Source organism: Micromonospora sp. CPCC 205558 (assembly GCF_036902955.1).
Taxonomy (GTDB): domain Bacteria; phylum Actinomycetota; class Actinomycetes; order Mycobacteriales; family Micromonosporaceae; genus Micromonospora.
In genome coordinates this window covers 274,574-298,250 of the sequence record NZ_JBAKHR010000005.1, presented here as the reverse complement: position 1 = coordinate 298,250, position 23,677 = coordinate 274,574, and the positions used below count along the sequence as shown (strand labels likewise).

Here is a 23,677-nt window from a genome sequence, read left to right as displayed (position 1 = left end):
CTTCGCGCGCAGAGTCATCAGCAGAAGATGACGACGCCACGAAGGAGCCCGACATGTTCGGCAACGACGTAGATTTCCTGCTCAGCCTGCACCGTACCCACGCCGCCGAGCTGCGCGCCGACGCGGCCGCGGACCGGCTCGCCCGGTCGCTGTCGCGTCCGGTCAGCCGTGGGTGGTTGGGCCGGCGCAGGCAGGCCGGTCGCACCAGCGACGCCCGCCGGTGACCGCACCCAACGCGGCGGGCACGGCCACTGCACCCAGCGCGGCCGGCACGTCCACGGCGCCCAGCGCGGCCGGCACGGCCACCGCACCCAGCGCGGCCGGCACGTCCACGACGCCCGCCGGGCGGTCCGCCCGACCCGATCCGACCCCGCCGCCCGGCCGCCAGCCGATCGGCGGGGCCGGCGGAGTGGGCCGCCATGGCATGCTCGAACACGTGACCGTACGCGCCGCCAGCTCCGTCCTCGTCGGGCGCCACCGTGAGACCGCGGCGCTACGGGACGCGCTGGGCCGGGCGCGTGCCGGGGAGCCGACAACCGTACTGGTCGGTGGCGAGGCGGGCGTAGGTAAGACCCGGCTGCTGGAGGAGTTCGCCGGCTGGGCCACCGACGGCGCGGCGCGGGTGCTCGTCGGCCAGTGCCTGGAGCTGGGCGAGGCGGGTCTGCCGTTCGCCCCGTTCGCCGCCGCGCTGCGCGCGGTGCTCCGCGCCGACGGTCCCGAGGTCTTCGCCGGCTACGAGGCGGAGTTCGTCCCGCTCCTGCCCGAGCTGGGCCGCACCTCCGTGGCGCTGGCCGCACCGCGTGCCGCCGCACTCAGCGACGCCCCGCGTGGCTACCTGTTCGACCTGGTCGCTGAGTTGTTCCAGCGGCTGGCCGACGCTCGTCCGCTGGTCCTGATCATCGAGGACCTGCACTGGGCCGACCGCTCCACCCGTGACCTCATCGGGTTCCTCGTCCGGGCGGCTCGGCCGGGCCGGCTGCTGCTGGTCTGCACCTACCGCACCGACGAGTTGCAGCGCGGGCATCCGTTGCGTCCGTTCCTCGCCGAGCTGGATCGGGCCCGTGGTGTGGAGCGGGTCGAGCTGGGCCGCCTGGACCGCGACGGCACTGCTGCGATCCTCTCCGACCTGCTCGGCGCCGAGCCGCTCGCCCGCGCGGTCGACGACGTCCATGAACGCACCCAGGGCAACCCCTTCTTCATCGAGGAGTTGGCCGTCGCCGGTGACCCGATCGGCTGCGTGGCGCTCCCCGAGACGCTGCGTGACCTGCTGCTGGCCCGGGTGGACCGACTCCCCGAGCCGGCCCAGCGGGTGTTGCGGATCGCGGCCGCCGGCGGCACCCGGTTCGCCCATGACCTGATCGCCGAGGCCGCCGGGTTGCCCGAGGCCGAGTTGGAGGACGCGTTGCGCGCCGCCGTCGCCGCCCAGTTGGTGGTGGCCGACCGGGACGGTGACTACGAGTTTCGACACGCGCTGGTCCGCGAGGCCGTGCACGACGAGTTGCTGCCCGGTGAGCACGCCCGGCTGCACGCCCGCTTCGCCGCCGCCATCGAGGCCCAGCCGCACCTGGTCGCCGCCGGCCGGGCCCCCGCCGAGATCGCCCACCACTGGTACGCCGCACACGACCACCCCCGTGCTCTCGTCGCCGCCCGAGCCGCGGCGGCTGCCGCCGCCGACCGGTACGCGTACGCCGAGCAGCGCCGACTGCTGGAGCGGGCGCTGGAGTTGTGGGAGCTGGTGCCGGACGCCGCCGACCTGCTCGGCATGGACCATCTGGCGTTGCTGGAGCAGACCCTGGACGCCGCGGTCACCGCCGGCGACTTCAGCCGGGCCATCACCCTGACCCGGGCCGGTCTGGCCGAGGTGGACGCCGACGCCGCACCGCTGCGCGCCGCCCGCCTGCTGGATCAGCGGGGTCGACTGATGGCGCTGCTCGGCAAGAGCGACGGCAGTCGCGAGCTGGATGAGGCGTACCGGTTGGCGGCCGGTGGCCCGCCCGGCGTGGAGCGGGTCCGGCTGCTCGCCGACATCGCCACCCACCTGGTCAAGATCGATCCGCAGAAGGCGGCCCGGGTGGCAGCCGAGGCCGCCACCGACGCCGAGGCGCTCGGCGAACACGTGGCGCTGCTGTCGACGCGGATCGCGCTGCTCTGCCACGGTGAGCGGGACCTGACCGGAGGGCTGGCCGAGCTGGGCCAGGCGGCAGCCGCCGCCCGTGCCGCGGGAGACGCGCCGACCCTGGTGCTCGCCATGGTGTTCGAGTCGGACATGCTCTGCGAGCTGGGCCGCTATGCCGAGTCCGCGCAGGCCGCCGAGGCCGGGGTGGCCGAGGCACGCCGCGTCGGGATCAGCCGCTCCACCGGGGCGTACCTGCTCTCCAACCGCGCCGAGGCGCTCATCGCGCTGGGCCGGTGGGACGAGGCCGAGGCGGTCTGCGCGGAGGCCGCCCGGATCGACCTGTCCGGTGTCACCGGGCTGCACTGGCTCCAGTTGGGCGCCGGGCTGCGGCTCGCCCGCGCCCACCCGGGCGCCGACGAACTGGTCGACCGGGCGCTCACCTTCCTCGGTCGGCCGTACCTGTGGCCGAACCACCGACTGCCCCTGCACGAGCTGGCGATCGAGGCGGCGCTGGCCCGGGACGACAAGGTCGAGGCGGTGCGGGCGGCCCACGTCGCGGTGGCCGACGAGAGCCTGCCGCAGCTGCCCCGGGAGGGTTGGCCGGTGCTCAGCGCCGCTGCGCGTACCGCAGCCCGGGTGGGTGACCGGGAGCTGGCAACCGCCGTGGCGGCGCTCGCCACCGACCTGCCGGCGCGGCACCCGGCGGCCCGGGCGCACGCCGCCCAGGTCACCGCGCTGCTCGCGGTCGGCGACCAGGCGCTGCCGGCATGGCGTGCGGCGGTCGACGCGTGGCGGGCCGACGGGCAGCCGTACCCGCTGGGCCGGGCGCTGCTGTCGCTGGCCGAGGCGACCGCCGCCGCCGGGGAACGCGACGAGACGGCGACGGCGGTCACCGAGGCCACCGAGATCGGCCGGCGGCTCGGTGCGGCGCCACTGGTCGACGCGGCCGCCACCCTGGCGCGGCGGGTCGGCCTGCGCGGCGCGGCCGGAGGTGGGCCCGGCGCGGACCTGCTGACCGCCCGGGAGCGGGAGGTGCTGCGGCTGGTCGCCGAGGGGCACAGCAACAGCCGGATCGCCGAAGAGTTGTTCATCTCGCCGAAGACGGCCAGCGTGCACGTCTCCCGGATCATCGCGAAGCTGGGCGTGACTAACCGCGTGGAGGCCGCCGCACTGGCCCACCGCCTCGGCCTGCTCACCGAGGCCGCCGCGCCGCGTTGACGCATGTCGAGGCCACCGCGCCGCGCTGACAGCCGCCTGCGGGATCAGCGCGGCAGGTAGATGCGCCAGCCCTCGATCGTGATCAGGTCGAGGCTGCCCGGCGTGCTCCGCTGCCGCTCGTCGAGCACCGCCGCCAGCGCCGAGCCGGCCGGTGCGACCCAGGCCGGTGCCGCCGAGCTGTCCACCTCCCGGCGGTACGCGGGGTAGCGGTCGAAGCCGGGGCGCAGGGTGTCGTCGACGACCGCGCAGACCACGTGCTCCGCACTGGCGAAGGTGAGCCGGTTGCAGGTCCAGTAGCCGGCGCGCACGTGCCGTACGCCGAGCTGACGCAGGGTGCTCACCAACTCGGTGTGCCGGGCCTCGGCGGCCCGGGTCGCCGGGACGGTGGCCGCCGCCCGCCAGGTGGCGTGGGCGGCGGTGCCCAGCGTGGCGGCGAGCAACACCACCGCGACCGACCGGGCCAGCGTCGACCCGACGCCGTGCCGGCCGGTCGCCGCCGGTCGCAGCCCGTGCCGGGCCGCCGTCCACACCGGCCAGAGCAGCGCCGGCAGGGAGATGAGCAGGCAGGACAGGTAGCGGGAACTCTCCACCGGGGTGAGCCCGGCGGCACTGCTCACTGTGTACGCGCCGAGGGTGGCCACCGCGGCCAGCACGAGCGCCAGCCGGACCGCCGCCGCCACCCGGGGCGACACCGCCCCGAGGCCGGCAGCGGCAGGGCCGGCAGGGGCGGGGCTGGCAGGGGCGGGGCTGGCAGGGGCAGGGCCGGCAGAAGCGGGGCTGGCAGCGGCGGGGCTGGCGGTCGGTCGGCGTAGGGCCCGCCAGGCGGTGGCGGCGGCGATGACCAGCAGCAGCGGCAGGACGAGTGCCCACCACAGCTGCCAGGTGGCGCACCTGCCGGGAGCACAGAAGCCCATGCCCAGCGACGGGCCGAGCACCAGGCCGCCGTGCAGCCGGTCCGCCCAGCCCGCACTGACGTTGGCGCCGCCGGCCACGAGCACGGCGTGCAGCGGGTTCCGCCCGGTCAGCACGCTGTGCAGCAGCAGCGGGGCCGCCCCCAGCACGGCCGCCACCCCGAGCAGCGCCCCGGCGGCACCCCACAGCTCCCGGCGGCAGAACGCGACGAGGACCACCCCGGTCGCCGCGACGTACGGCAGCACGAGCGGGTCGACCCAGAGCATCAGCCCGGCCAGCAACCCCCACGTCGCCCAGCGGGCCAGCCGCCAGCCGCGTCGACCGGTGACCGATGTGTCCGGCCCCGGTCGGTCGCTGGCCAGGTCCACGGCGAGCAGGGCCAGCGCCGCAGCGGCCGCGTTCATCTCGGGGTAGCCGCCGCCGGCGATCAGCTGGTTCTTGACGACCCGGTCGGAGCCGAGGGCCAGCAGCGCGACCACCAGCAGCCCGAACCAGCGGTCCCCGGTCAGCCGCAGCGTCAACCGCCAGGCCAGCAGGAGGAACAGCGCGTACAGGGCCAGCGTGGGCAACCGCAGCCCGAGCAGCGAGGGCCCACCGGCCAGGGCGAACACCGGCGCGGCCAGGTACGCCTCCAGCGTGCCCATGTACTGCTGGCCGTAGAACCAGATCGGAAAGCCCTGCCCCCGGGCGATGTGCAGCGCCGCCAGCCCCATGGTGGCCTCGTCGCTGTTCGTCGGCGGCGCGGCCCGGGCCAGCAGCCAGAGCCGGTAGCCGACCCCGGCGAGCACGGCCAACCCGGTGAGCCAGCCGACCAGCCCGAGGCGCACACCGGGCCGCGGACGCGGTTGGTCCGCGTCGCGCGGCTGCTGGCGTACCCCGGCGGTCATCGCACGATCATGGCACCCGGGCGCCGCGCGGCCCGCGCGGCGCTGTCGGCGGGTCAGCTGGCGGTGACGACCGAGGCGGCGGCGCGGGCGTCGATGGCCTGCTTGTAGAGCCGACCGGCCCGGTACGACGAACGCACCAGCGGCCCGCTCATCACCCCGGCGAAGCCGATCTCCTCGGCCTCCTCGCGCAGCTCCACGAACTCCTCCGGCTTGACCCAGCGGGTCACCGGGTGGTGCCGGGGCGTGGGGCGCAGGTACTGGGTGATGGTGATCAGCTCGCAGCCGGCGTCGTGCAGGTCGCGCAGCGCCTGCGAGACCTCGGCCCGCTCCTCGCCCATGCCCAGGATGAGGTTGCTCTTGGTGACCAGGCCGTCGGCGCGGGCCTGCCGGATCACGTCCAGCGAGCGGTCGTAGCGGAACGCCGGGCGGATGCGCTTGAAGATGCGCGGCACGGTCTCCACGTTGTGCGCCAGCACCTCCGGCCGGGAGCCGAAGACCTCGGCCAACTGCTCGGGGACGGCGTTGAAGTCCGGAATCAGCAGCTCGACGCCGCAGCCGGGCTGCAGGGCGTGGATCTGTCGGACGGTCTCGGCGTACAGCCAGGCGCCGCCGTCGGGCAGGTCGTCACGGGCGACACCGGTGATGGTGGCGTAGCGCAGGCCCATCGAGACCACCGACTCGGCGACCCGACGCGGCTCGTCGGCGTCGAACTCGGCCGGCTTGCCGGTGTCGATCTGGCAGAAGTCGCAGCGCCGGGTGCACTGGTCACCGCCGATGAGGAAGGTGGCCTCCCGGTCCTCCCAACACTCGTAGATGTTGGGGCAGCCGGCCTCCTGGCAGACGGTGTGCAGCCCTTCGCGCGAGACGAGCCCGCGCAGCTGGGTGTACTCCGGACCCATCTTGGCCTTGACCTTGATCCACGGCGGTTTGCGCTCGATCGGCGTCTCGGCGTTACGCGCCTCGATCCGCAGCAGACGCCGCCCCTCGGGGGCCGCCGTTGCGGTGCGCGCTGCCTGGCCGGTCGTCGGCGCGGAGTGCTCGATCGTCACGAAAACGAGCCTACGCCGGACGGCAGGTGTCTATGTGCGTCGGGCGACCGGCGTCACGCCTCAGACCTTGTGACGCCGGACACCGGCCTGTCGAAAATGGGCGTCACACGAGCGGGTTTCGGGTGCTACGGTCACCGCCAACAGCGATGACGGAGCCAAGTAGCGCCCGACCCGCCAGTGCAGAGAGCCGCCGGTGCTGAGAGGCGGTCTGGTGCCGGCGCGCGAAGACCCTCCCGAGCTGCGGGCAGAACGGCGAAACGCCCAGTAGAGCCCGCCCGGCTGGCCCCGGTCATCAGGCGACGAACGAGGCCCCCGCTTCGGCGGGGGTGAAGGTGTGGTGGCACCGCGAGGTTCCCGCTCGCCCACACCTGCCTGGGGCTGATGCGACGCTTCGCCGCCCCGGGGCGGCGACGGCGTGGCGATCGACCGAGGAGCAGTCCGCCATGCAACGAACCCTGTCCCATCAACTGCCCGCCACGATCGGCACGACCGTGCGGATCGCCGGCTGGGTGCACCGCCGCCGACTGCTCAAGTCGGTGGCCTTCCTGATCGTGCGGGACGCCACCGGCCTGGCCCAGGTGGTCGTCACCGACCCGGCCGTCCGCGCCCAGCTGGAGAAACTCACCGAGGAGACGGTCGTCGAGGTCACCGCGACGGCCACCGCGAACGGCACGGCACCCGCCGGGGTCGAGCTGACCGACCCGACGGTACGTCCACTCGGGCCGCCCGCCACACCGCCACCGTTCGACCTGTACCGGCCGGCGCTCACCGCCAGCCTGCCCACCCAGTTGGACAACGCGCCCACCGCGCTGCGGCACCCCACCCGGTCGGCGGCGCTGCGGATCTCGGCGGCGGCGGTGGCCGGGTTCCGGGCCGCACTCGACGCCCGCGACTTTGTGGAGGTCCACACGCCGAAGGTGGTCAGCTCCAGCACCGAGAGCGGGGCGAACGTGTTCGCGCTGGACTGGTTCGGGCGGCCCGCGTACCTGGCCCAGTCGCCGCAGTTCTACAAGCAGCTGATGGTCGGCGTCTTCGAACGTGTCTACGAGGTGGGGCCGGTCTTCCGGGCCGAGCCGCACGACACCGTCCGGCATCTCGCCCAGTACACGTCGCTCGACGCGGAGCTCGGTTTCATCGCCGACCACTCCGACGTGATGCGGGTGCTGCGCGACACCCTGGCCGGAATGCTGGGCACGGTGGGCGAGCGGGCCGGCGCCGCTCTGGCGACGCTCGGCGTCACGCCGCCGCAGGTGCCGGCGCAGATCCCGGCGGTGCACTTCACCGAGGCGCTGACGATCGCCGGCGCGCCCGCCGACGAGCCGGACCTCGCGCCCGCCCACGAACGGGCCCTCGGTGAGTGGGCACTGCGTGAGCACCTGTCGGACTTTCTCTTCGTCACCGGCTACCCGATGGCGAAGCGGCCCTTCTACACCCACCCGGACCCGGCGCGGCCCGCGTACTCGAACGGGTTTGACCTGCTCTTTCGTGGTGTGGAGCTGGTCACCGGCGGGCAGCGGCTGCACCGGCACGCCGACTACCTGGCGGCGTTGGCGGCCCGGGGCGAGCCGGTCGAGCCGTACGCCGGCTATCTGGACGCGTTTCGGCACGGCATGCCGCCGCACGGTGGCTTCGCCATTGGCCTGGAACGGTTCGTGGCGCGGCTGGTCGGCGCGGGCAACGTCCGGGAGGTCACCGCGTTCCCGCGCGACCTGCACCGCCTGACGCCGTAGGTGGGCGCCCTGCCGGCCCACTCGATCGGTGGAGTGGGCCGGCGGGGGCTCAGGCGGGGCCGAGCAGGTCCCAGAGGTTGCCCGCGACATCGCGGAAGACGGCGACCCGGCCGTACGGCTCGGTGCGCGGCGGCTTGACGAACTCGACGTTGTTCTCGACCATCCGGCGGTAGGTGGCGTCGAAGTCGTCGACCTGGAGGAAGAACCCGACGCGGCCGTGGGTCTGGTCGCCCACCGCGGCCTCCTGCCGCTCGCCGTCGGCGCGGGCCAGCAGCAGGCCGGTGCCGCCGCCCGGCGGACGGACCACCACCCAGCGCTTCGGCCGTCCGTCGTTGGTCAGCGACGGGGTGTCCTCGGCCAACTCGAAGCCGAGCACGCCGGTGAAGAAGGCGATGGCGGGGTCGTACTCGGTGACGACGACGGTGACCAGATCAATCTGCACCGACCGAGGGTAGGCCGACCGTCGGTCACCCCGACGCGCGGTCGGGTCTCAGACCGTGACGAGGGTGGAGAGCCGGCGCTCGACCACCGGCAGCACATCGGCCACGCTGATCGGGCGGCCCAGCTCGGCGGTGAGCGAGGTGACGCCGGCATCCCGGATGCCGCAGGGCACGATCTGGTCGAAGTACGTCAGGTCGCAGTCACAGTTGATCGAGAAGCCGTGCAGGGTGACGCCCCGGGCGACCCGGATGCCGATGGCGGCCACCTTGCGGGCCGGCCCCCGGTCGTCCTCGGGCACCCACACCCCGCTGCGCCCCTCGACCCGGCCGGCGCTCAGCCCGAACTCGGCGCACACGTCGATGAGCAGCTCTTCGGTCCGGCGCACGTAGGCGACCACGTCCACCGGGTCGGGCAGGCGCAGGATCGGGTAACCGACGAGCTGCCCCGGCCCATGCCAGGTGATCTTGCCGCCGCGGTCCACGTCGACGACGGGGGTGCCGTCCATCGGGCGGTCCCACGGTTCGGTGCGCTTGCCCGCGGTGTAGACGCTCGGGTGCTCCAGCAGCAGCACGGTGTCGCCGCGCGCGCCAGCCACCACCGACTCGTGAAGGCGTCGCTGCTCGTCCCAGGCGGCCTGGTAGTCGAGCAGGCCGGCACGAACGGCCGTCAGGCCGGGGGTCGTCGTTGTCACGGCCCCAGCGTAGTCCCGTTGAAGGCGATCTTCCCTGGTGAGCCGCCTCACCGGGGAAGATCACCATTGCTCGGCGGGATCCGCCAGAGCCAGACGTCGTCGACCCGTTGCGGCTCGCCGAACAGGGCGGTGCCGGTGCGCCGCAGCGCCTCCTCGTCGACCTCGAACTTCGCGCCGTGCACCTGGTCGGCGAGCACCACCGTCTCGATGCGCCAGTGCCGCAGGTCCGACTGGACCTCCCGGATCGTTCCGTCGGTGATGATGGGGACCAGCCCGGTGCGGCCGGCCTGGTCCATCAACGCGCTCAGCGTGCGTGGCACCGGGCCGATCCGACCCCGCCCGTCCGGCCCGCCGGGGCCGAGGAAGAAGCCGCCGGGGATGGCGAACTCGCCCTGCCGGTGCGACAACGCGTACGCCTGCCACCGCTGGCCGTCCGGGTAGATGTCCACGGTCAGCGGCAGTGGGGTCAGCACCCCGTCGGGTGAGACGTACTCCCGCCACGTGCCGGAGGTGATGAACCGCGGGATCGGCTCCCGCTCGTCGGTCAGCAACGGGGTGGGTAGCAGTGGCAGCAGGGCCACCACGAAACCGAGCAGCCAGGCCAGCTCCGTGGAGCGGTGCCGCACGGGTGCGGCGCGCAACTGGTCGATCGTGTACGCCAGCAACAGCCCCACCACCGGCGCGACCACCAGCGCCAGGCGAGCCGGTAGCGCGGCGTTCACCACCGGCAGTTGTCCGAGCAGGTCGAACGGCATGGGGAGGTCGGTGCGCCGGCCGTCGACCTTGGCCACCGGCCCGAAGGAGAGCACCGTGAAGATCAGCGCCACGGCACCCAGCGCCCAGAGGGTGGCGCGGCGGTGCGCGTCGGCCCGCCGCCAGAGTGCGATGAAACAGACAACGGTGAGCACCAGCAGCGGGATGCCGAAGAACGAGTTCTCCTCGGTCGGGTTGGGCGCCAGCGAGGTGCCCAACCCGACCTCGCCGGCCAGCGAGCGGCGGGGGAAGGCGGCGAACGCCGCGATGTCCTCGGAATGGATGACCGGGTCGAAGCCGGTGCCGTGGAACCGTTGCGGCCCGGCGAAGTGCAACCACAACGGGTACGACAACAGCACCCCGGCGACCACGGCTGTCACCCCGAGCCCGTGCAGGAAGGTGGGCAGCGCGGCACGAGCCTCCACGCGGTTCGCCGGGTGCAGCGCCCAGATGGCGACGAACACTCCCAGTGCCAGCGCGGTGAAGAAGAGCCCCTCGGCGGCGATCGAGAAGGCCACCGCGACCAGCACGCCGAGGATCACCCCGTCACGGAGCCAACGCCCCGGGCGGCGCAGCGCGAACAGCCGCCAGATCAGCAGCGGCACCAGCCAACCGGCGGTCCAGTTCAGGTGCGCGTTGGCGTGCGACACCATGCCGGGGGAGTAGGCGATGAACAGGGCGCCGACGCCGGCGGCCAGCCGGCTGCGGACCAGGTGTCGGGAGAGCAGCCAGTACCAGGCCAGCGCGGTGGCGAGCAGGTTCAGGGTGAGGATCACCAGGAACGTCGCCGGTGGGCCGATCAGGTACGTGAGCGGGGCGAAGACCACCGCGTACACGGTGATCGTCGTGTTGACCGCGAGGTTCACGCCGTCCGGGACGTTGATCAGGTAGGTGAAGAGCGGGTTCTCCCCGTGGGTGACCGCGTGCCCGCCGAACGCCAGCAGCCACTCGAACAGCGCCTGGTCGCTGGAGTTGACGGTGATGGTGCGGACGTTCGGGTCCTGCCACAGCCCGCTGGTCACCCACACGGCGAGCGCGAGCGCCACCAGCGCGACGATCAGGTCGGCCCGGCGGTCCCGGACGGTACGCGGCGGTGACGCGGGTGCGGGCCCGGTGGCCAGCGACGGGGAGGACGGCACGCAGCGGACGTTACCAACCGGACCTGGACGGGCCGGTCAGACCTGCAAGGACGGGACCGTTGGGGACAGATTCGGTCCGCCACGTCGACGGTCTGGCGTACACAGCGTCCGTCGTGAATGTGTGAGTGTGCCCCATGTCATAGCGGCGACACACCGTCGTAACGTCTCGGCAACTCGACCGTGACCCAGTTCACAGTCCGCCCCTCAGGAGGCCGCCGTGCGCCGCTCCTCGTCCATCCTCACCCGGCTGCTCGGTGCGGTCGCCGGGGTCGCCCTCGCCGCCGCCGGCGCGGTCGCCATCGCCACACCCGCCCAGGCCGCCACCCTCACCCAGGTCACCGGGTTCGGCTCCAACCCCGGCAACCTCGCCATGTACGCCTACCGACCGGACGGCCTACCGGCCAACTCCCCGGCGGTGGTGCTGCTGCACGGCTGCGTCCAGAACGCCTCCGGCTACTTCGCCAACTCCGGCTGGCAGAAGTACGCCGACCAGTGGAAGTTCGCCCTGATCGTCGCCCAGCAGCCCGCCAGCAACAACGCCAACTCCTGCTTCAACTTCTTCGAGGCGGGGGACACCACCCGGGGTCAGGGCGAGGCCCTGTCGATCAAGCAGATGGTCGACCACGCCAAGACGAACTTCGGGGTGAACGGCTCCCGGGTCTACGTCAGCGGGCTCTCCGCTGGCGGGGCGATGAGCGCGGTCATGCTCGCCACCTACCCGGACGTCTTCGCCGCCGGATCGATCATCGCGGGGATCCCGTACCGCTGCGCGACCAGCATGGTCAACGCGTTCAGCTGCATGAACCCGGGTGCGGACAAGACCCCGGCAGCCTGGGGCGACCTGGTCCGTGGCGCGTACTCCGGCTACACCGGCCCGCGCCCCCGGGTGGCGATCTGGCACGGCACCTCGGACACCACGGTCACCCCGCTCAACGGCACCGAGTCCCGCGACCAGTGGACCAACGTGCGGGGCGTGTCGCAGACGCCGACCAGCACGGTGTCGCTGCCCGGCAACACCAGCCTCGAGGTGTACGGCAACGACGACGTGCGGCTGTACCGGATCTCCGGGATGGGCCACGGCACCCCGGTCGACCCGGGCTCCGCGGCCGAACAGTGCGGCACCGCCGGCGCGTACTTCCTGGACACCATCTGCTCGACGTACCGTGACGCGCTCTTCTTCGGCCTGAACGGTGGCGGGACCGGCCCGACCCCGACCCCGACGGCCACCCCCACCCCCACGCCGACCCCGACGCCGACCCCGACGGCAACGCCCACCCCGACCGTGTCGCCGACCTGCGTGACGGCGAGCAACTACGCGCACGTGGTGGCCGGTCGGGCGTACCAGTCCGGCGGCTACGCCTACGCGAACGGCTCCAACCAGCGGATGGGTCTCTACAACACCTTCTACACCAGCGTCCTCAAGCAAACCGCCCCCAACCACTGGGTAATCGGCTGCTAACCCACCCCTAACCCCCCACCCCCCCACCCCCCTGACCCCCCGCCCTGACCCCTGTTGATCATGAAGTTATTGCCACTCACCTCGGCGTGTCGTGGCAATAACTTCATGATCGACGAGGGTCGGCGGGGGTGGCGGGCTCAGGGTGTGGGGTTTAGGGCTGCTTTTAGGGCGGCTGGGAGAGTTGGGTGGTGGTAGGGGTAGGCGGCTCTCGTCAGGACTCCGGGGAGGACCCGGGTGCTGGTGAGCGCCTCGTGGGCGAAGCCACCGAGGGCGACCTTGAGTGCCAGCCCGGGGATCGGGATGATCGCCGGCCGGTGCAGTTGCCGGGCCAGCTCGCGGGTGAACTCGGCGTTGGTGACCGGGCTCGGCCCCACCACGTTGACCGGGCCGGCGATGTCGTCGCGGTCGAGCAGGAAGCGGGTCGCGTCCAGCCAGTCGGCCATCGAGATCCACGGCAACCACTGCCGGCCGCTGCCCAGCCGGCCGGCGATGCCCAGCTTGAACGGCAGCAGTTGGGGCTTGAGCAGCCCGCCCTCGCGGTGCAGCGGCAGGCCGGTACGCAGCCGGACCACGCGTACCCCGGCATCTTCGGCCGGCCGGGTCGCGGCCTCCCACACCCGGCAGACGTCGGCCAGGAAGCCCTCGCCGGCCGGCGCGTCCTCCTCGACCGCCCGGTCGCCCGTGTTGCCGTACCAGCCCACTGCCGACGAGTTGAGCAGCACCCGGGGTCGGTCCGCGCCGGGGAGCCCGGCGGCGGTGGTCGCCAGCGTGGTGGTGCTGTCCACCCGGCTGGTGCGGATCAACCGCCGGTAGTCGTCGTTCCAGCGTTTGTCGCCGACGCCCGCGCCGGCCAGGTTGACCACGGCATCGGCCTCGGCGACAACGGCCGGGTCGAGCTGCCCGGCGGCCGGGTCCCACTGGCGCTCCTGCGAGTCGCGCGGCTCCCTGCGGACGAGCCGGGTGATCTGGTGCCCGTCGGCGGCGAGCCGGTTGGCCAGCCGGACGCCAAGGAAGCCGGACGCGCCGGCCAGAAGGATCCGCATACCCCCATCTTCGTCCAAACCCCCGCACCGCCAGCGCACCCCCTCGCCGATCTTGCACTTTCTGTCACCGTTCTGCCCCGACACATCCGTTTCGTCGGGGCAGCAACTGCAAGATCGACGAGGGTGGGGTGGGGTGGGGTGGGGTGGGGGGTGGGGGAGGGTTAGGGGGTGCGGAGGTTGGTTAGGAGGCGCTCGACTTCGGCGTAGGACTTGGGGCTGAGGGGGCCCTGGTCAAGGGTGGCCAGGTTTTCGTTGGCCTGGGCCACCGTGCGCAGGCCGGGGATCGGCACGGTACGTGGGCTGCGTGCCAGCAACCAGCCGAGCGCGCCCTGGGTCAGGGTGCGCCCGTCGGCGGTGAGCGCCGCGCGGACCTGGTCGACCCGGGCCGCCCAGTGCGGCGTCGGCCGGCCGTCGGTGAACCACTCCAGCCACTCCGGTGCCCGTCCGCGCACATCGTCGGGCCCGACCGCCCGGGTCGATCCGGTGAGCAGCCCCATCGCCAACGGCCCACGGTTGAGGCTGGCCAGGTCGTGTTTGTCGCAGACCGCCAACACCGCCGCGTTGTCGCGCAACACCGACTCGTCGTGCTGGATGGCGACGCAGTGCGGGCCGGCGACCGCGAACGCCTCCGCCGAGGCCGGGTCGTCGGTGCTCCAGCCGTACGCCCGGATCTTGCCCTGGTCGACCAGGGCCTCCAGGGTGTCGACCAGGTCGAGCGCGGCGGGCACCGGCAGTGCGTTGATGTGCAGTTGGTAGAGGTCGACGTAGTCGGTGCCGAGCCGGCGCAGCGAGTCGTCCAGGCTGCGCACCGCGAAGGCCGGGCTGGCGTCGGTGCCGAGCGCCCGACGGGTGCTCTCCTCGCTGACGTTGCCGAACTTCGTGGCGATCACCACGCTGTCCCGTCGCCCGGCCAGGGCTTGACCGAGGATGCGCTCGCTGTGCCCGGCGCCGTAGTTGCTGGCGGTGTCGAACAGGGTCACCCCGAGATCGAGCGCCCGGTGGATGGTGCGGATCGACTCGTCGTCGTCGACCTCACCCCAGCCGAACGGCTGCCCGTCGTCACCCCAGAGCGGGCCGCCGATGGCCCAGCACCCCATTCCGATCGCGCTCACCGTGATGCCGCTGCGCCCCAGCGTCCGTGTCGTCGTCATGGTCACCAGCTTCCAACCTGGAGCGCGCTCCAGGTCAAGCACTACCCTGTCGCGACATGAGCGGTTACGCCCCCTCGGAGGCCGCCCGCCGCAGCGGCTTCAGCCTGGACACTCTGCGGTACTACGAGAAGATCGGCCTCCTCGCGGAGGTGGAGCGGACAGCGGGCGGGCAGCGGGTCTTCACCGACGACGACCTCGGCTGGTTGGTGTTGTTCCGCTGCCTGCGCGACACCGGGATGCCGATCGCGCAGATGCGCCGCTACGCGCAACTGGCCCGCGCCGGGGAGCACACCGCCGACGAGCGGCATGAACTGCTGCGCCACCACGCGGCCCGGGTGGAGGAGCAGATGCGCCTGCTCCAGCACCAGTACGACCACCTCCGGGAGAAGATCCGCTTCTACGAGCGACTGCCCGGCACCGCACCGGGATCGGAAGCCGACTGAGGGGAACCAGGCGCGCTCAGGCCGAGCAGCTGCTCGGTCGTTCCGGGGCGACCGGTGAGCGCGTTCAGGGCGGTGACCAGTCGCTTCTCCTCGTAGCGGAAGTGCGACTCCAGCAGGGCGGCCAACCCGCCCAGCTCGGCGCGCACCTGGGCGACCGGCACCGCCGCATCGCGGCCCAGCAGGGCCTCGACCCGTTCCAGGATCCCCGCCACCACCTCGTGATCGGTGATCAGGTTGTCGATGACCGGGCGCAGTTCGGGGACCTCCTCGGCCAGCAGCCGGAACGCGCCCCCGTCCTCACCGGTGTGGTGTCGGCCGAGCGCGGCGCAGAAGGTCAGGCAGTGCGCCCGCAGGTCCCGGGACGGGGTGTCGAGGCTGGCCTGCAACCGGGCCAGTTCCGCGCTGAGCCAGAGATGGATTTCGATCATTTGATTGCCGACGGCGGCGAGCCGGTCGGCCGGTGAATCGGTTGGGTGCACGTTCGTCCCATGCTGTCCCCGCGCCTCCATGCCCACGGCGGCCTTTGTGCCGGGTGCACCGCGACGCTGCGCCGGATCCTATACCGGCTGCGTCACGGCGTGGTCGGCTCGTCGGTCTCCCGGACGTCGTGCCAGCGCGCACGCCAGCCGGCCTCGTGGGCCTCGTGACTGGTCCGTTCCTGGAAGACGGCGGCCCGCAAAGCGTGCCGGGATTGCGACATGGCCATCACCTCCACGGCCACCAGCGCCACGCAGATCACCGCCGCCAGGGTGAGCGCGCCCAGTGCCGGCAGGTGCTGGCCGATCGGGAGGGCGGCGGTGAGCACCACGATGACGCCGATGCGGGTCCACGTGACGGTGTGCAGGGTGCGGAGCTGGAAGAACAGATTGACGACGAAATAGCAGATCAAACCGCCGAAGAGCATCGGCACCGCCGGCCCCTCGACCTTCTCCGCGATCCCACCGGCCGGGTCGGTGATCTTGTGCAGTACCTCCTCGTTGCCGATCGAGAAGAGGATCACCCCGGCGATCATCAGCAGGTAGAGATACGCGTACGCGTCGCGGGCCATCGCCACCCGGGGGCCACCCTCGGCCGCGTGCAGGGCGATCCGGGCGGCCGGCCCGATGAAGTCGAAGTGCGCCCACCAGAGGGCGGCGGTGACCACGATGCCGAGCGCGGCGGCGGCCACCGCGGGCCAGGTGACCGGCTTGCCGAGCAGATTGCCGCCCACCCCCGTCGAGATGATCGACTCGCCCAGCGCGATGATCAGGATGAGGTCGTAGCGTTCAGTCCAGTGTTCGGCGCTGGTCACCCCCCAACCCCAGGTCCCGACGATGAAGCCGGTGGCGTACTGCACCACCACCACGGCGATCCACAGCCCGTCGCGGACCATGGCGGCCTCGTCGGGGTCGGTGATCTGCGGGGGGATGAGCGCGGCGGCCAACAGCAGCACGATGCTCACCGCCAGCTCCGGGGCGAACCGCCGCAGTTGCCGCCGCTCCTGTGGGCTGTCCCGCACCACATGCTGATAGAGGATCATGTGTACGGCCCGGACCACGACGTAGCTGATGGCCACCAGCATCGGGCCGGCGGCGCTCCCCTTCGGGTCGCTGAACGCTTGCGGAAGCGCCAGGGCGAACGCGAACAGGGCGACCATCGCGATCACCATGAGCACCGGGACGTAGCCCTCGCCGAGCCGGACCCGGGTGGCGACCAGGCTGTGCACCACCCAGATCCACCAGAGCACGGCGAGCACCAGGCCGGCGTGCAGCAGCTGCCGGCCGGAGATGTTGGCCGCGGTGGCCCGGGTGATGATGAAGAACGAGAAGACGAAGACCAGGTCGAAGAAGACCTCGAACTTGTCCACCCGGGCACCGGGGGCGATCGGGATGGCCGGTCCCAGCTGTCCACCCCGCCGGTAGCCGCCCACGCCCCAACTCTGGCAGCGTTCGGGCTGGTCGGAGGCCCGAACGGCGATGGCGACGTGGTCCGGCGTTACCTCCGTCCCGGGCCGGGGAAACACCCGGACCACGGCCGCACGCAGCGGGCCGGCCGGTCCGCCACACTCGGACAAGGATGGACAATGACGACGAGCAACCCGATCACCACCCCGTTCGCCCATCACTCCACGGCGATGGACGTGATCAAGGGCGTGGACCTCGTCGGGCGACGCGCGGTCGTCACCGGCGGATCCTCCGGGATCGGCGTGGAGACCGCCCGCGCCCTGGCCAGCGCCGGCGCGGCGGTCACGCTGGCCGTCCGCAACCCCGACGCGGGCCAGCAGGCCGCCAACGACATCACCGGCACCACCGGAAACGACCGCGTCCTGGTCGCCACGCTCGACCTCGCCGACCAGGATTCGATTGCCGACTTCGTGGCCAACTGGGACGGCCCGCTGCACATCCTGGTCGGCAACGCCGGCATCATGGCCGCACCCCTGTCCCGGACCCCGCAGGGCTGGGAGATGCAGTTCGCCACCAACCATCTGGGGCACTTCGCGCTCGCCACCGGGCTGCACCGGGCCCTCGCGGCCGCCGACGGGGCCAGGATCGTCTCGGTCAGCTCCGCCGCCCACCTGCGCTCACCGGTGGTCTTCGAGGACATCCAGTACGACAAACGGGAGTACGAGCCGTGGCAGGCGTACGGGCAGTCCAAGACGGCGAACGTGCTCTTCGCCGTCGAGGCGGCCCGGCGATGGGCCGACGACGGCATTCTGGCCAACTCGTTGATGCCCGGCGCGATCCAGACCAACCTCCAGCGCTACGTCAGCGAGGAGGAGTTGACCCGGATGCGCGCCGGTAACGCGGCGGCCTGGAAGACCACCGAGCAGGGCGCCGCCACCTCGGTGCTGGTCGCCGCCTCGCCGCTGCTCGACGGTGTGGGCGGGCGCTACTTCGAGGACTGTCAGCAGGCCGCCCCCGCCCAGCCCGGTGGCCGGACGGGCGTCGCCGACTACGCGCTGGACCCGGAGGCCGCCGAGCGGCTCTGGCAGGTCTCCACCGCCCTGCTCAAGAGCTGAGCACCAGAACGGGAAGGGCGCCCCGGTCGATGACCGGGGCGCCCTATCGGCGTTGCGTTTCGATCAGGCCAGGCCCAGCTCCGCCTCGAAGTTGCCGGCCTCCAGCCGCTCCTTGACCGTGGTCAGGAAGCGAGCGGCGTCGGCGCCGTCGATCAGTCGGTGGTCGTACGACATGGCCAGGTAGACCATCGACCGGATCGCGACGACCTCGCCCAGCTCCGGGTCGTTCACCACGACCGGACGCTTCACCACGGCACCCGTGCCGAGCATCGCCGACTGCGGCGACGGCACGATCGGGGTGTCGAAGAGCGCGCCCCGGCTGCCCGTGTTGGTCAGCGTGAAGGTCGCCCCGGCCAGCTCGTCCGGGCTGATCTTGTTGGTCCGGGTCCGCTCGGCCAGGTCGGCGACGCGCTTGGCGATGCCGCCCAGGTTGAGGTCACCGGCGTTGTGGATGACCGGCGTCAGCAGACCCCGCTCGGTGTCCACCGCGATGCCGAGGTGCTCGGCCGCCGGGTAGGTGATCGTGCCACCCTCCAGGTCCATGCTGGCCTGGACGATCGGGTGCGTCTGGAGCGCCTCGATGGCGGCGAGCGCGAAGAACGGCAGGAAGGACAGCTTCACCCCGTGCCGCTGCACGAAGGAGTCCTTCGCCTGCGCCCGCAGCTTGGCGACCCGGGTGACGTCCACCTCGACCACCGTGGTCAGCTGCGCCATCTCGTGCAGCGACTCGTGCAACCGCTTGGCGATGGCCTTACGGATCCGCGGGAGCTTCTCGGTGGTGCCCCGCTTGCCGCTCGGCTGCGGCTTGGCGGCCGGCTTGGCCGCAGCCGCCGACGGTGCGGCGGCCGGCGCGGCGGCGGGAGCGGCCTTGGCGGCCTTCGCCTTCTCGGCAGCCTCCAGCACGTCCTGCTTGCGGATCCGGCCACCCACGCCGGTGCCGTTGAGCGCGGCCAGGTCGACGCCGTGCTCGCTGGCCAGCTTGCGCACCAGCGGAGTCACGTACCCGGCGGCCTCCTCGCCGGCACCCGGTGCCGGGGCGGACGGGCGCGGCGGCGTCGAGGCCGCCGCGGCCGGCTGCGCGGCCTGCTCGGTCTTCGCCGGCTGCGCCGAGCTCTCGGTCTCCGCGGCGGGCTCGTTGTACGACGCGCCCGGGGTCGGCTCCTCGACCTTCGGCGCCGGCTTCGGCTCGGCCTTCGGCGCCGGCTTGGCCTCCGCCTTCGGCTCGGGCTTCGGCTCGGGCTGCGCCGGGGCGGGGGCCGCGCCGGCAACGCCGATGATCGCCAGGTCGGCGCCGACCGCAGCGGTCTCGTCCTCGGCGACCTTGATCTCCAGCACCGTGCCGGCGACCGGCGACGGGATCTCGGTGTCCACCTTGTCGGTGGAGACCTCCAGCAGCGGCTCGTCGACCTCGATGGTCTCGCCGACCTGCTTGAGCCAGCGGGTGACCGTACCCTCGGTGACGCTCTCGCCCAGGGCCGGCATCTTCACCGCGGTGCCCTCGCCCGACGGCGCGGCGGCCGGAGCCGACGCCTCGGCCGGGGCCTCGTCCTGGGCCACCTCGTCGGCGGTGCCCTCGGCGGCGGCCGTCGGCTCGGCGGCCGGCTCGACCGCCTCGGCCGGAGCCTGCTCCTGCGGGGCAGCCCCGCCACCGCCGGTCGACTCGCCCTCACCGGCGATGACGGCCAGCTCGCTGCCGACCTCGGCGGTCTCGTCCTCGCCGACCACGATCCGGCTCAGCACGCCCGCCGCGGGCGACGGGATCTCGGTGTCGACCTTGTCGGTCGAGACCTCGAGCAGGGGCTCGTCAACCTCGACCGTGTCGCCCTCCTGCTTGAGCCAGCGAGTGACGGTGCCCTCGGTGACGCTCTCGCCGAGCCGGGGCATGGTGACCGATACCGGCATGTTCTGAGACTCCTTCATTCCCCTGGTGGGATCTTCGCCCGTCGCCGGACGCCGCGGTTTGGATGATCAGGCGTGCGAGTGCAGCGGCTTGCCGGCGAGGGCCAGGTGCGCCTCGCCCAGGGCCTCGTTCTGGGTCGGGTGGGCGTGCACGAGCTGGGCGACCTCGGCCGGGTACGCCTCCCAGTTGTAGATGAGCTGTGCCTCACCGATCAGCTCACCCACCCGGGCGCCGATCATGTGCACGCCGACCACGGGGCCGTCCTCCACCCGGACCAGCTTCACGAAGCCGGTGGTCTTGAGGATCTGGCTCTTGCCGTTGCCGGCCAGGTTGTAGTTGTACGTCTTGACCTTGTCCGCGCCGTACTGCTCCTTGGCCTTGGCCTCGGTGAGACCCACCGACGCCAACTCCGGGTCACAGTAGGTGACGCGCGGGATGCCGACCTCGTCGATCACGGCGGGGGTCTGCCCGGCGATCTCCTCGGCCACGAAGATGCCCTGCTGGAAGCCCCGGTGGGCGAGCTGGAGGCCGGGCACGATGTCGCCGACCGCGTAGACGTTCGGCACGCTGGTACGCAGCCGCTCGTCGGTCAGCACGTAGCCGCGGTCCATCTTGACGCCCTGCTCCTCGTACCCGAGGTTGGCGGTGTTCGGGCCGCGACCGACGGCGACCAGCAGCAGCTCCGCCTCGACGGTCTCGCCACCGGAGATGGTCAGCTTGACGCCGTTCTCGGTCTTCTCGACCTTCTCGAACGGCTTACCGACCTTGAAGTTGATCTTCCGCTTGCGGAACGCCCGCTCCAGCGCCTTCGACGACTCCTCGTCCTCGGCGGCGACCAGCCGGGGCAGCGCCTCGACGATCGTCACGTCCACACCGAAGGACTTCCACACGCTGGCGAACTCGACGCCGATCACGCCACCACCGAGCACGATCACCGACGACGGCACCCGGTCCATGGTGAGGGCGTGGTCGCTGGTGATGATCCGCTCGCCGTCGACCTCCAGGCCGGGCAGGCTCTTCGCGTACGAGCCGGAAGCCAGGACGATGTTGCGGCCCGTGTAGCGCTTGCCGTCCACCTCGACCACGTTCTTGCCGATCAGCTTGCCGGCGCCCGCCACGAAGGTGACGTTCTTCGAACCGTTCACCAGGCCCTGCAAGCCCTTGTACAGGCGGGAGATGACACCGTCCTTGTACGAGTTGACCCCGGCCATGTCGATGCCGATCAGCTCGGCCTTCACGCCGAACTGCTCCGACTCGCGGGCCTGGTCGGCGATCTCGGCCGCGTGCAGCAGAGCCTTCGTCGGGATGCAACCGTTGTGCAGGCAGGTGCCGCCGAGCTTGCCCTTTTCGACCAGCGCGACCTTCAGGCCCAGCTGGGCGGCGCGCAGCGCGGTCGCGTAGCCGCCGCTGCCACCTCCGAGAATGACAATGTCGAAGGTCGCTTCGTTCGGCTCGCTCACGTCCAACTCCCAGGTCGCGTCGCTGCATCGGGGGTCACGGGATGTAACACGGACACACCCCACCTCGGTCATCTTGTCACCACTGGGCACAGGGTGCGTAGTGAGGTGCCCAACGACACGTCATCGACACGTACCCTTGGCACCGTTGTCGATGACGCACGGTGGGGGAGAGAACCGGTGGGGTTGTTCCGGCGCCGCAAAAAGGCGGCTGTGCCGAGTCGTGACCGTGCCGCCGATCGTGGCGATCTGGATCATCTGGAGAACTTCATTCGGAGCCGGCGCGGCGTCGAGGCGTACATCGAGCCCCGGACGACCGTCACGGAGACCACGGTGATCCTGATCGCCGACGACGGGGAGTGGACCCGTCGGCGCATCGACGGCCCCGACGGGGCCCGGCGCTTCGCGTACCGGATGGGCATCCCGGTTTACGACGTCCGGCTGATGGGCTACCCGCAGCGGATGCGCGACTTCAACGAGCGCCGCAAACGCCGCCCCGAGCGGTACTGAGAGGGGCCCCCGGCGTCGACCGGAGGCCCCTCGCTTTCAGTCGTTCCGTCAGCCGTTGGCGGCGACATCCTCGACGAGCTGCACCAGGGTGCGGACCGGAACGCCGGTGCCGCCCTTGGTCCAGTAGCCGGTCGGCTCGCCCGAGTGGTAACCCGGCCCGGCGATGTCGATGTGCGCCCAGGCCACGTCGTCGGCCACGAACTCGCGCAGGAACACGCCGCCCTGCAGCATGTGACCGGCCCGGTCCATGCCGGCGTTGACCTGCGAGATGTCCGCCACGTCCGACTCCATGCCCTTACGGACGTCGTCGGGCAGCGGCATCGGCCAGGCCGGCTCGCCGACGGCGTCGCCGGCCACCTTCACCCGGTCGCACAGATCCGGGGTGCCCATCACGCCGGCCACCCGCTTGCCCAGCGCGATGACCTGGCCGCCGGTCAGGGTGGAGGTCTCGAACAGGTAGTCGGTGCCGTCCGCGCAGGCCCGGGCGATGGCGTCGCCCAGGATCATCCGGCCCTCGGCGTCGGTGTTGAGCACCTCGACCCGCTTGCCGTTGAACATGGTGATCACGTCACCCGGCCGGTAGCTGGTGCCCGACGGCATGTTCTCCGCCATCGGCAGGTACGCGCTGACCGCCACCGACGGCTTCAGCGCGGCGATCGCCAGCATGGTCGCGCCCACCGCGGCGGCGCCCGCCATGTCGGACTTCATCTCCCACATGCCCTGCGCCGGCTTGATCGAGATGCCGCCGGTGTCGAAGGTGATGCCCTTGCCGACCAGCGCGACCCGCTTACCGTTGCCGCCGCCCTGCGGGGTGTAGGTCAGCTTCACCAGCCGCGGCGGGGCCTCCGAGCCCTGACCGACCGCGACGATGCCGCCGTACCCGCCAGCGGCCAACGCCGCCTCGTCCAGCACCTCGACGCCGAGGCCCGCCTCACGCGCCGCGCTCGCGACCGCGTCGGCGAACGACGGCGGACGCAGCTCGTTCGGCGCGGTGTTCACCCAGTCCCGGCTGAGCCGGACCGCGCCCGCCACCGCCTGCGCCCGGGCGACCTCCGCCTGGGCGTCCGCGTCGCCGGCGTCCGGCACCGCGATGAGCACCTCGGCCACCGGCTCCCGCCGGGTCGGCTGGGGCCGGGTCTTGTAGCCGGCGAACCGGTACCCACCCAGCAGCGCGCCCTCGGCGACCGCGCGCAGCTCGGCCGACGCGTCCGCGTCGTCCGGCAGCGGCAGCGCCAGCGCGACCTTGGGTGCGCCCGCCAGCGCCCGGATCGCCGCACCGGCGGCCCGGCGCAGCGTCTCCGGGGCCGGTGCGGCACCCGACGGCTCCGGGCCGAGCCCGACCGCGGTGACCAGCGGGGCGGTCACGGTGCCCAGGGTGGCCAGCTTGATGACCTCACCCGGCCCGCCGGTCGCGCCGAGCAGCGCGAGGGTCTCGGTCAGCTTGCCATCGAACGCGGCCGCGATGCTCTCCGCGCCGCTGGCGAGCAGCAGGGTGCCGGCGAGGCCGCTGGTGGCGCCCTGCTCTCCGGTCTGGCTGTGCACGCCGATCACGATCGCGTCGACGGCGAGCTCGGCCGGGTCGGTGTCGACCAGGCTCAGGTTGGTGGTGCGGGGTGAAGTCACTGAAGCTACTCCGGGCGGGCCGGGCCGGTCGCGGCGTCGCGTACCAGCGGTGAAGGTCTCCGGCGGAACCTACCCGCCGGACGTCATGGTTGTCCCGCTGACCGGGTCAGTGGGCTCCCGCCGATGCTAACCAGCCAGGTCGCCCCCGGTAAGTTGC

19 protein-coding genes are annotated in these 23,677 nt (G+C 72.4%); 7 read left to right on the top strand and 12 right to left on the bottom strand.

The annotated features are described in order from the left end of the window. Positions 1-53: 53 nt before the first annotated feature. Entirely contained in the window at positions 54-224 is a 171-nt protein-coding gene (locus tag V6U86_RS06415; RefSeq protein WP_334499494.1) for a hypothetical protein, read from the top strand. Next, positions 221-3,334 (top strand): helix-turn-helix transcriptional regulator, encoded by a 3,114-nt coding sequence (locus V6U86_RS06410; protein WP_334499492.1) that lies wholly within the window; start codon positions 221-223, stop codon positions 3,332-3,334. The genes V6U86_RS06415 and V6U86_RS06410 overlap by 4 nt, the downstream gene beginning before the upstream one ends. A 44-nt stretch (positions 3,335-3,378) precedes the next feature. Here V6U86_RS06410 and V6U86_RS06405 read toward each other — a convergent pair whose 3' ends face one another. Both V6U86_RS06405 and lipA read right to left on the bottom strand, forming a co-directional pair. Further along, on the bottom strand, positions 3,379-5,133 hold the full coding sequence (locus V6U86_RS06405; protein WP_334499490.1) for a hypothetical protein: 1,755 nt from the start codon (positions 5,131-5,133) through the stop codon (positions 3,379-3,381). A 53-nt stretch (positions 5,134-5,186) separates the two neighbouring features. Then, positions 5,187-6,182 (bottom strand): lipoyl synthase, encoded by a 996-nt coding sequence (lipA, locus tag V6U86_RS06400; protein ID WP_334499488.1) that lies wholly within the window; start codon positions 6,180-6,182, stop codon positions 5,187-5,189. 443 nt (positions 6,183-6,625) lie between these two features. Between lipA and aspS the strand changes: the two genes are divergently transcribed. Then, the gene (gene aspS / locus V6U86_RS06395; RefSeq protein ID WP_334499486.1) at positions 6,626-7,912 is read left to right on the top strand and encodes an aspartate--tRNA(Asn) ligase; all 1,287 of its coding nucleotides are present in this window, start codon (positions 6,626-6,628) and stop codon (positions 7,910-7,912) included. 49 nt (positions 7,913-7,961) lie between these two features. On the opposite strand, the gene V6U86_RS06390 is transcribed toward aspS, so the two are convergent. Genes V6U86_RS06390 through V6U86_RS06380 form a run of 3 tightly spaced genes read right to left on the bottom strand, consistent with a single transcriptional unit; the run spans position 7,962 to position 10,936 of the window. Then, positions 7,962-8,354: a VOC family protein gene (locus V6U86_RS06390; RefSeq protein WP_334499483.1), complete on the bottom strand. Its 393-nt coding sequence runs from the start codon at positions 8,352-8,354 to the stop codon at positions 7,962-7,964. 48 nt (positions 8,355-8,402) lie between these two features. Next, a complete protein-coding gene (lipB, locus tag V6U86_RS06385) occupies positions 8,403-9,044 on the bottom strand; it encodes a lipoyl(octanoyl) transferase LipB (protein WP_334499481.1) in 642 nt (213 codons plus the stop codon). Between the two features lie 47 nt (positions 9,045-9,091). Further along, positions 9,092-10,936 (bottom strand): DUF2079 domain-containing protein, encoded by a 1,845-nt coding sequence (locus tag V6U86_RS06380; protein WP_334499479.1) that lies wholly within the window; start codon positions 10,934-10,936, stop codon positions 9,092-9,094. A gap of 217 nt (positions 10,937-11,153) precedes the next feature. Between V6U86_RS06380 and V6U86_RS06375 the strand changes: the two genes are divergently transcribed. Beyond that, entirely contained in the window at positions 11,154-12,395 is a 1,242-nt protein-coding gene (locus V6U86_RS06375) for an extracellular catalytic domain type 1 short-chain-length polyhydroxyalkanoate depolymerase (RefSeq protein WP_334499477.1), read from the top strand. Positions 12,396-12,532: 137 nt separating this feature from the next. Here V6U86_RS06375 and V6U86_RS06370 read toward each other — a convergent pair whose 3' ends face one another. Next, complete coding sequence (locus V6U86_RS06370; protein ID WP_334499474.1) at positions 12,533-13,438, bottom strand: TIGR01777 family oxidoreductase; 906 nt, start codon at positions 13,436-13,438, stop codon at positions 12,533-12,535. Between the two features lie 161 nt (positions 13,439-13,599). Further along, entirely contained in the window at positions 13,600-14,589 is a 990-nt protein-coding gene (locus V6U86_RS06365) for an aldo/keto reductase (protein ID WP_334499472.1), read from the bottom strand. 56 nt (positions 14,590-14,645) lie between these two features. On the opposite strand from V6U86_RS06365, the gene V6U86_RS06360 reads away from it, so the two are divergent. Further along, a complete protein-coding gene (locus tag V6U86_RS06360) occupies positions 14,646-15,032 on the top strand; it encodes a MerR family transcriptional regulator (protein ID WP_334499470.1) in 387 nt (128 codons plus the stop codon). On the opposite strand, the gene V6U86_RS06355 is transcribed toward V6U86_RS06360, so the two are convergent. Both V6U86_RS06355 and V6U86_RS06350 read right to left on the bottom strand, forming a co-directional pair. After that, positions 14,987-15,511 (bottom strand): hemerythrin domain-containing protein, encoded by a 525-nt coding sequence (locus V6U86_RS06355; protein WP_334499467.1) that lies wholly within the window; start codon positions 15,509-15,511, stop codon positions 14,987-14,989. The genes V6U86_RS06360 and V6U86_RS06355 overlap by 46 nt on opposite strands. Before the next feature lie 92 nt (positions 15,512-15,603). Next, positions 15,604-16,941 (bottom strand): low temperature requirement protein A, encoded by a 1,338-nt coding sequence (locus V6U86_RS06350; RefSeq protein WP_334499465.1) that lies wholly within the window; start codon positions 16,939-16,941, stop codon positions 15,604-15,606. A gap of 153 nt (positions 16,942-17,094) precedes the next feature. Here V6U86_RS06350 and V6U86_RS06345 point away from each other — a divergent pair, with 153 nt between their 5' ends. Further along, positions 17,095-18,030 (top strand): SDR family NAD(P)-dependent oxidoreductase, encoded by a 936-nt coding sequence (locus V6U86_RS06345; protein WP_334499463.1) that lies wholly within the window; start codon positions 17,095-17,097, stop codon positions 18,028-18,030. Positions 18,031-18,093: 63 nt separating this feature from the next. Here V6U86_RS06345 and sucB read toward each other — a convergent pair whose 3' ends face one another. Both sucB and lpdA read right to left on the bottom strand, forming a co-directional pair. Then, on the bottom strand, positions 18,094-19,932 hold the full coding sequence (gene sucB, locus V6U86_RS06340) for a 2-oxoglutarate dehydrogenase, E2 component, dihydrolipoamide succinyltransferase (protein WP_334499461.1): 1,839 nt from the start codon (positions 19,930-19,932) through the stop codon (positions 18,094-18,096). A 66-nt stretch (positions 19,933-19,998) separates the two neighbouring features. Then, positions 19,999-21,390: a dihydrolipoyl dehydrogenase gene (gene lpdA / locus V6U86_RS06335; protein ID WP_334499459.1), complete on the bottom strand. Its 1,392-nt coding sequence runs from the start codon at positions 21,388-21,390 to the stop codon at positions 19,999-20,001. 177 nt (positions 21,391-21,567) lie between these two features. Here lpdA and V6U86_RS06330 point away from each other — a divergent pair, with 177 nt between their 5' ends. Next, entirely contained in the window at positions 21,568-21,897 is a 330-nt protein-coding gene (locus V6U86_RS06330; RefSeq protein ID WP_334499457.1) for a hypothetical protein, read from the top strand. A 48-nt stretch (positions 21,898-21,945) separates the two neighbouring features. Here V6U86_RS06330 and V6U86_RS06325 read toward each other — a convergent pair whose 3' ends face one another. Next, complete coding sequence (locus V6U86_RS06325) at positions 21,946-23,520, bottom strand: leucyl aminopeptidase (RefSeq protein WP_334499455.1); 1,575 nt, start codon at positions 23,518-23,520, stop codon at positions 21,946-21,948. Between the last annotated feature and the right edge of the window lie 157 nt (positions 23,521-23,677).

Coding starts and splice junctions, on each gene's coding strand:
- V6U86_RS06415 (WP_334499494.1), top strand. CDS start 54: ATGTTCGGCAACGACGTAGATTTCCTGCTCAGCCTGCACCGTACCCAC.
- V6U86_RS06405 (WP_334499490.1), bottom strand. CDS start 5,133: ATGACCGCCGGGGTACGCCAGCAGCCGCGCGACGCGGACCAACCGCGT.
- aspS (WP_334499486.1), top strand. CDS start 6,626: ATGCAACGAACCCTGTCCCATCAACTGCCCGCCACGATCGGCACGACC.
- V6U86_RS06370 (WP_334499474.1), bottom strand. CDS start 13,438: ATGCGGATCCTTCTGGCCGGCGCGTCCGGCTTCCTTGGCGTCCGGCTG.
- V6U86_RS06365 (WP_334499472.1), bottom strand. CDS start 14,589: ATGACGACGACACGGACGCTGGGGCGCAGCGGCATCACGGTGAGCGCG.
- V6U86_RS06360 (WP_334499470.1), top strand. CDS start 14,646: ATGAGCGGTTACGCCCCCTCGGAGGCCGCCCGCCGCAGCGGCTTCAGC.
- V6U86_RS06345 (WP_334499463.1), top strand. CDS start 17,095: ATGACGACGAGCAACCCGATCACCACCCCGTTCGCCCATCACTCCACG.
- sucB (WP_334499461.1), bottom strand. CDS start 19,932: ATGCCGGTATCGGTCACCATGCCCCGGCTCGGCGAGAGCGTCACCGAG.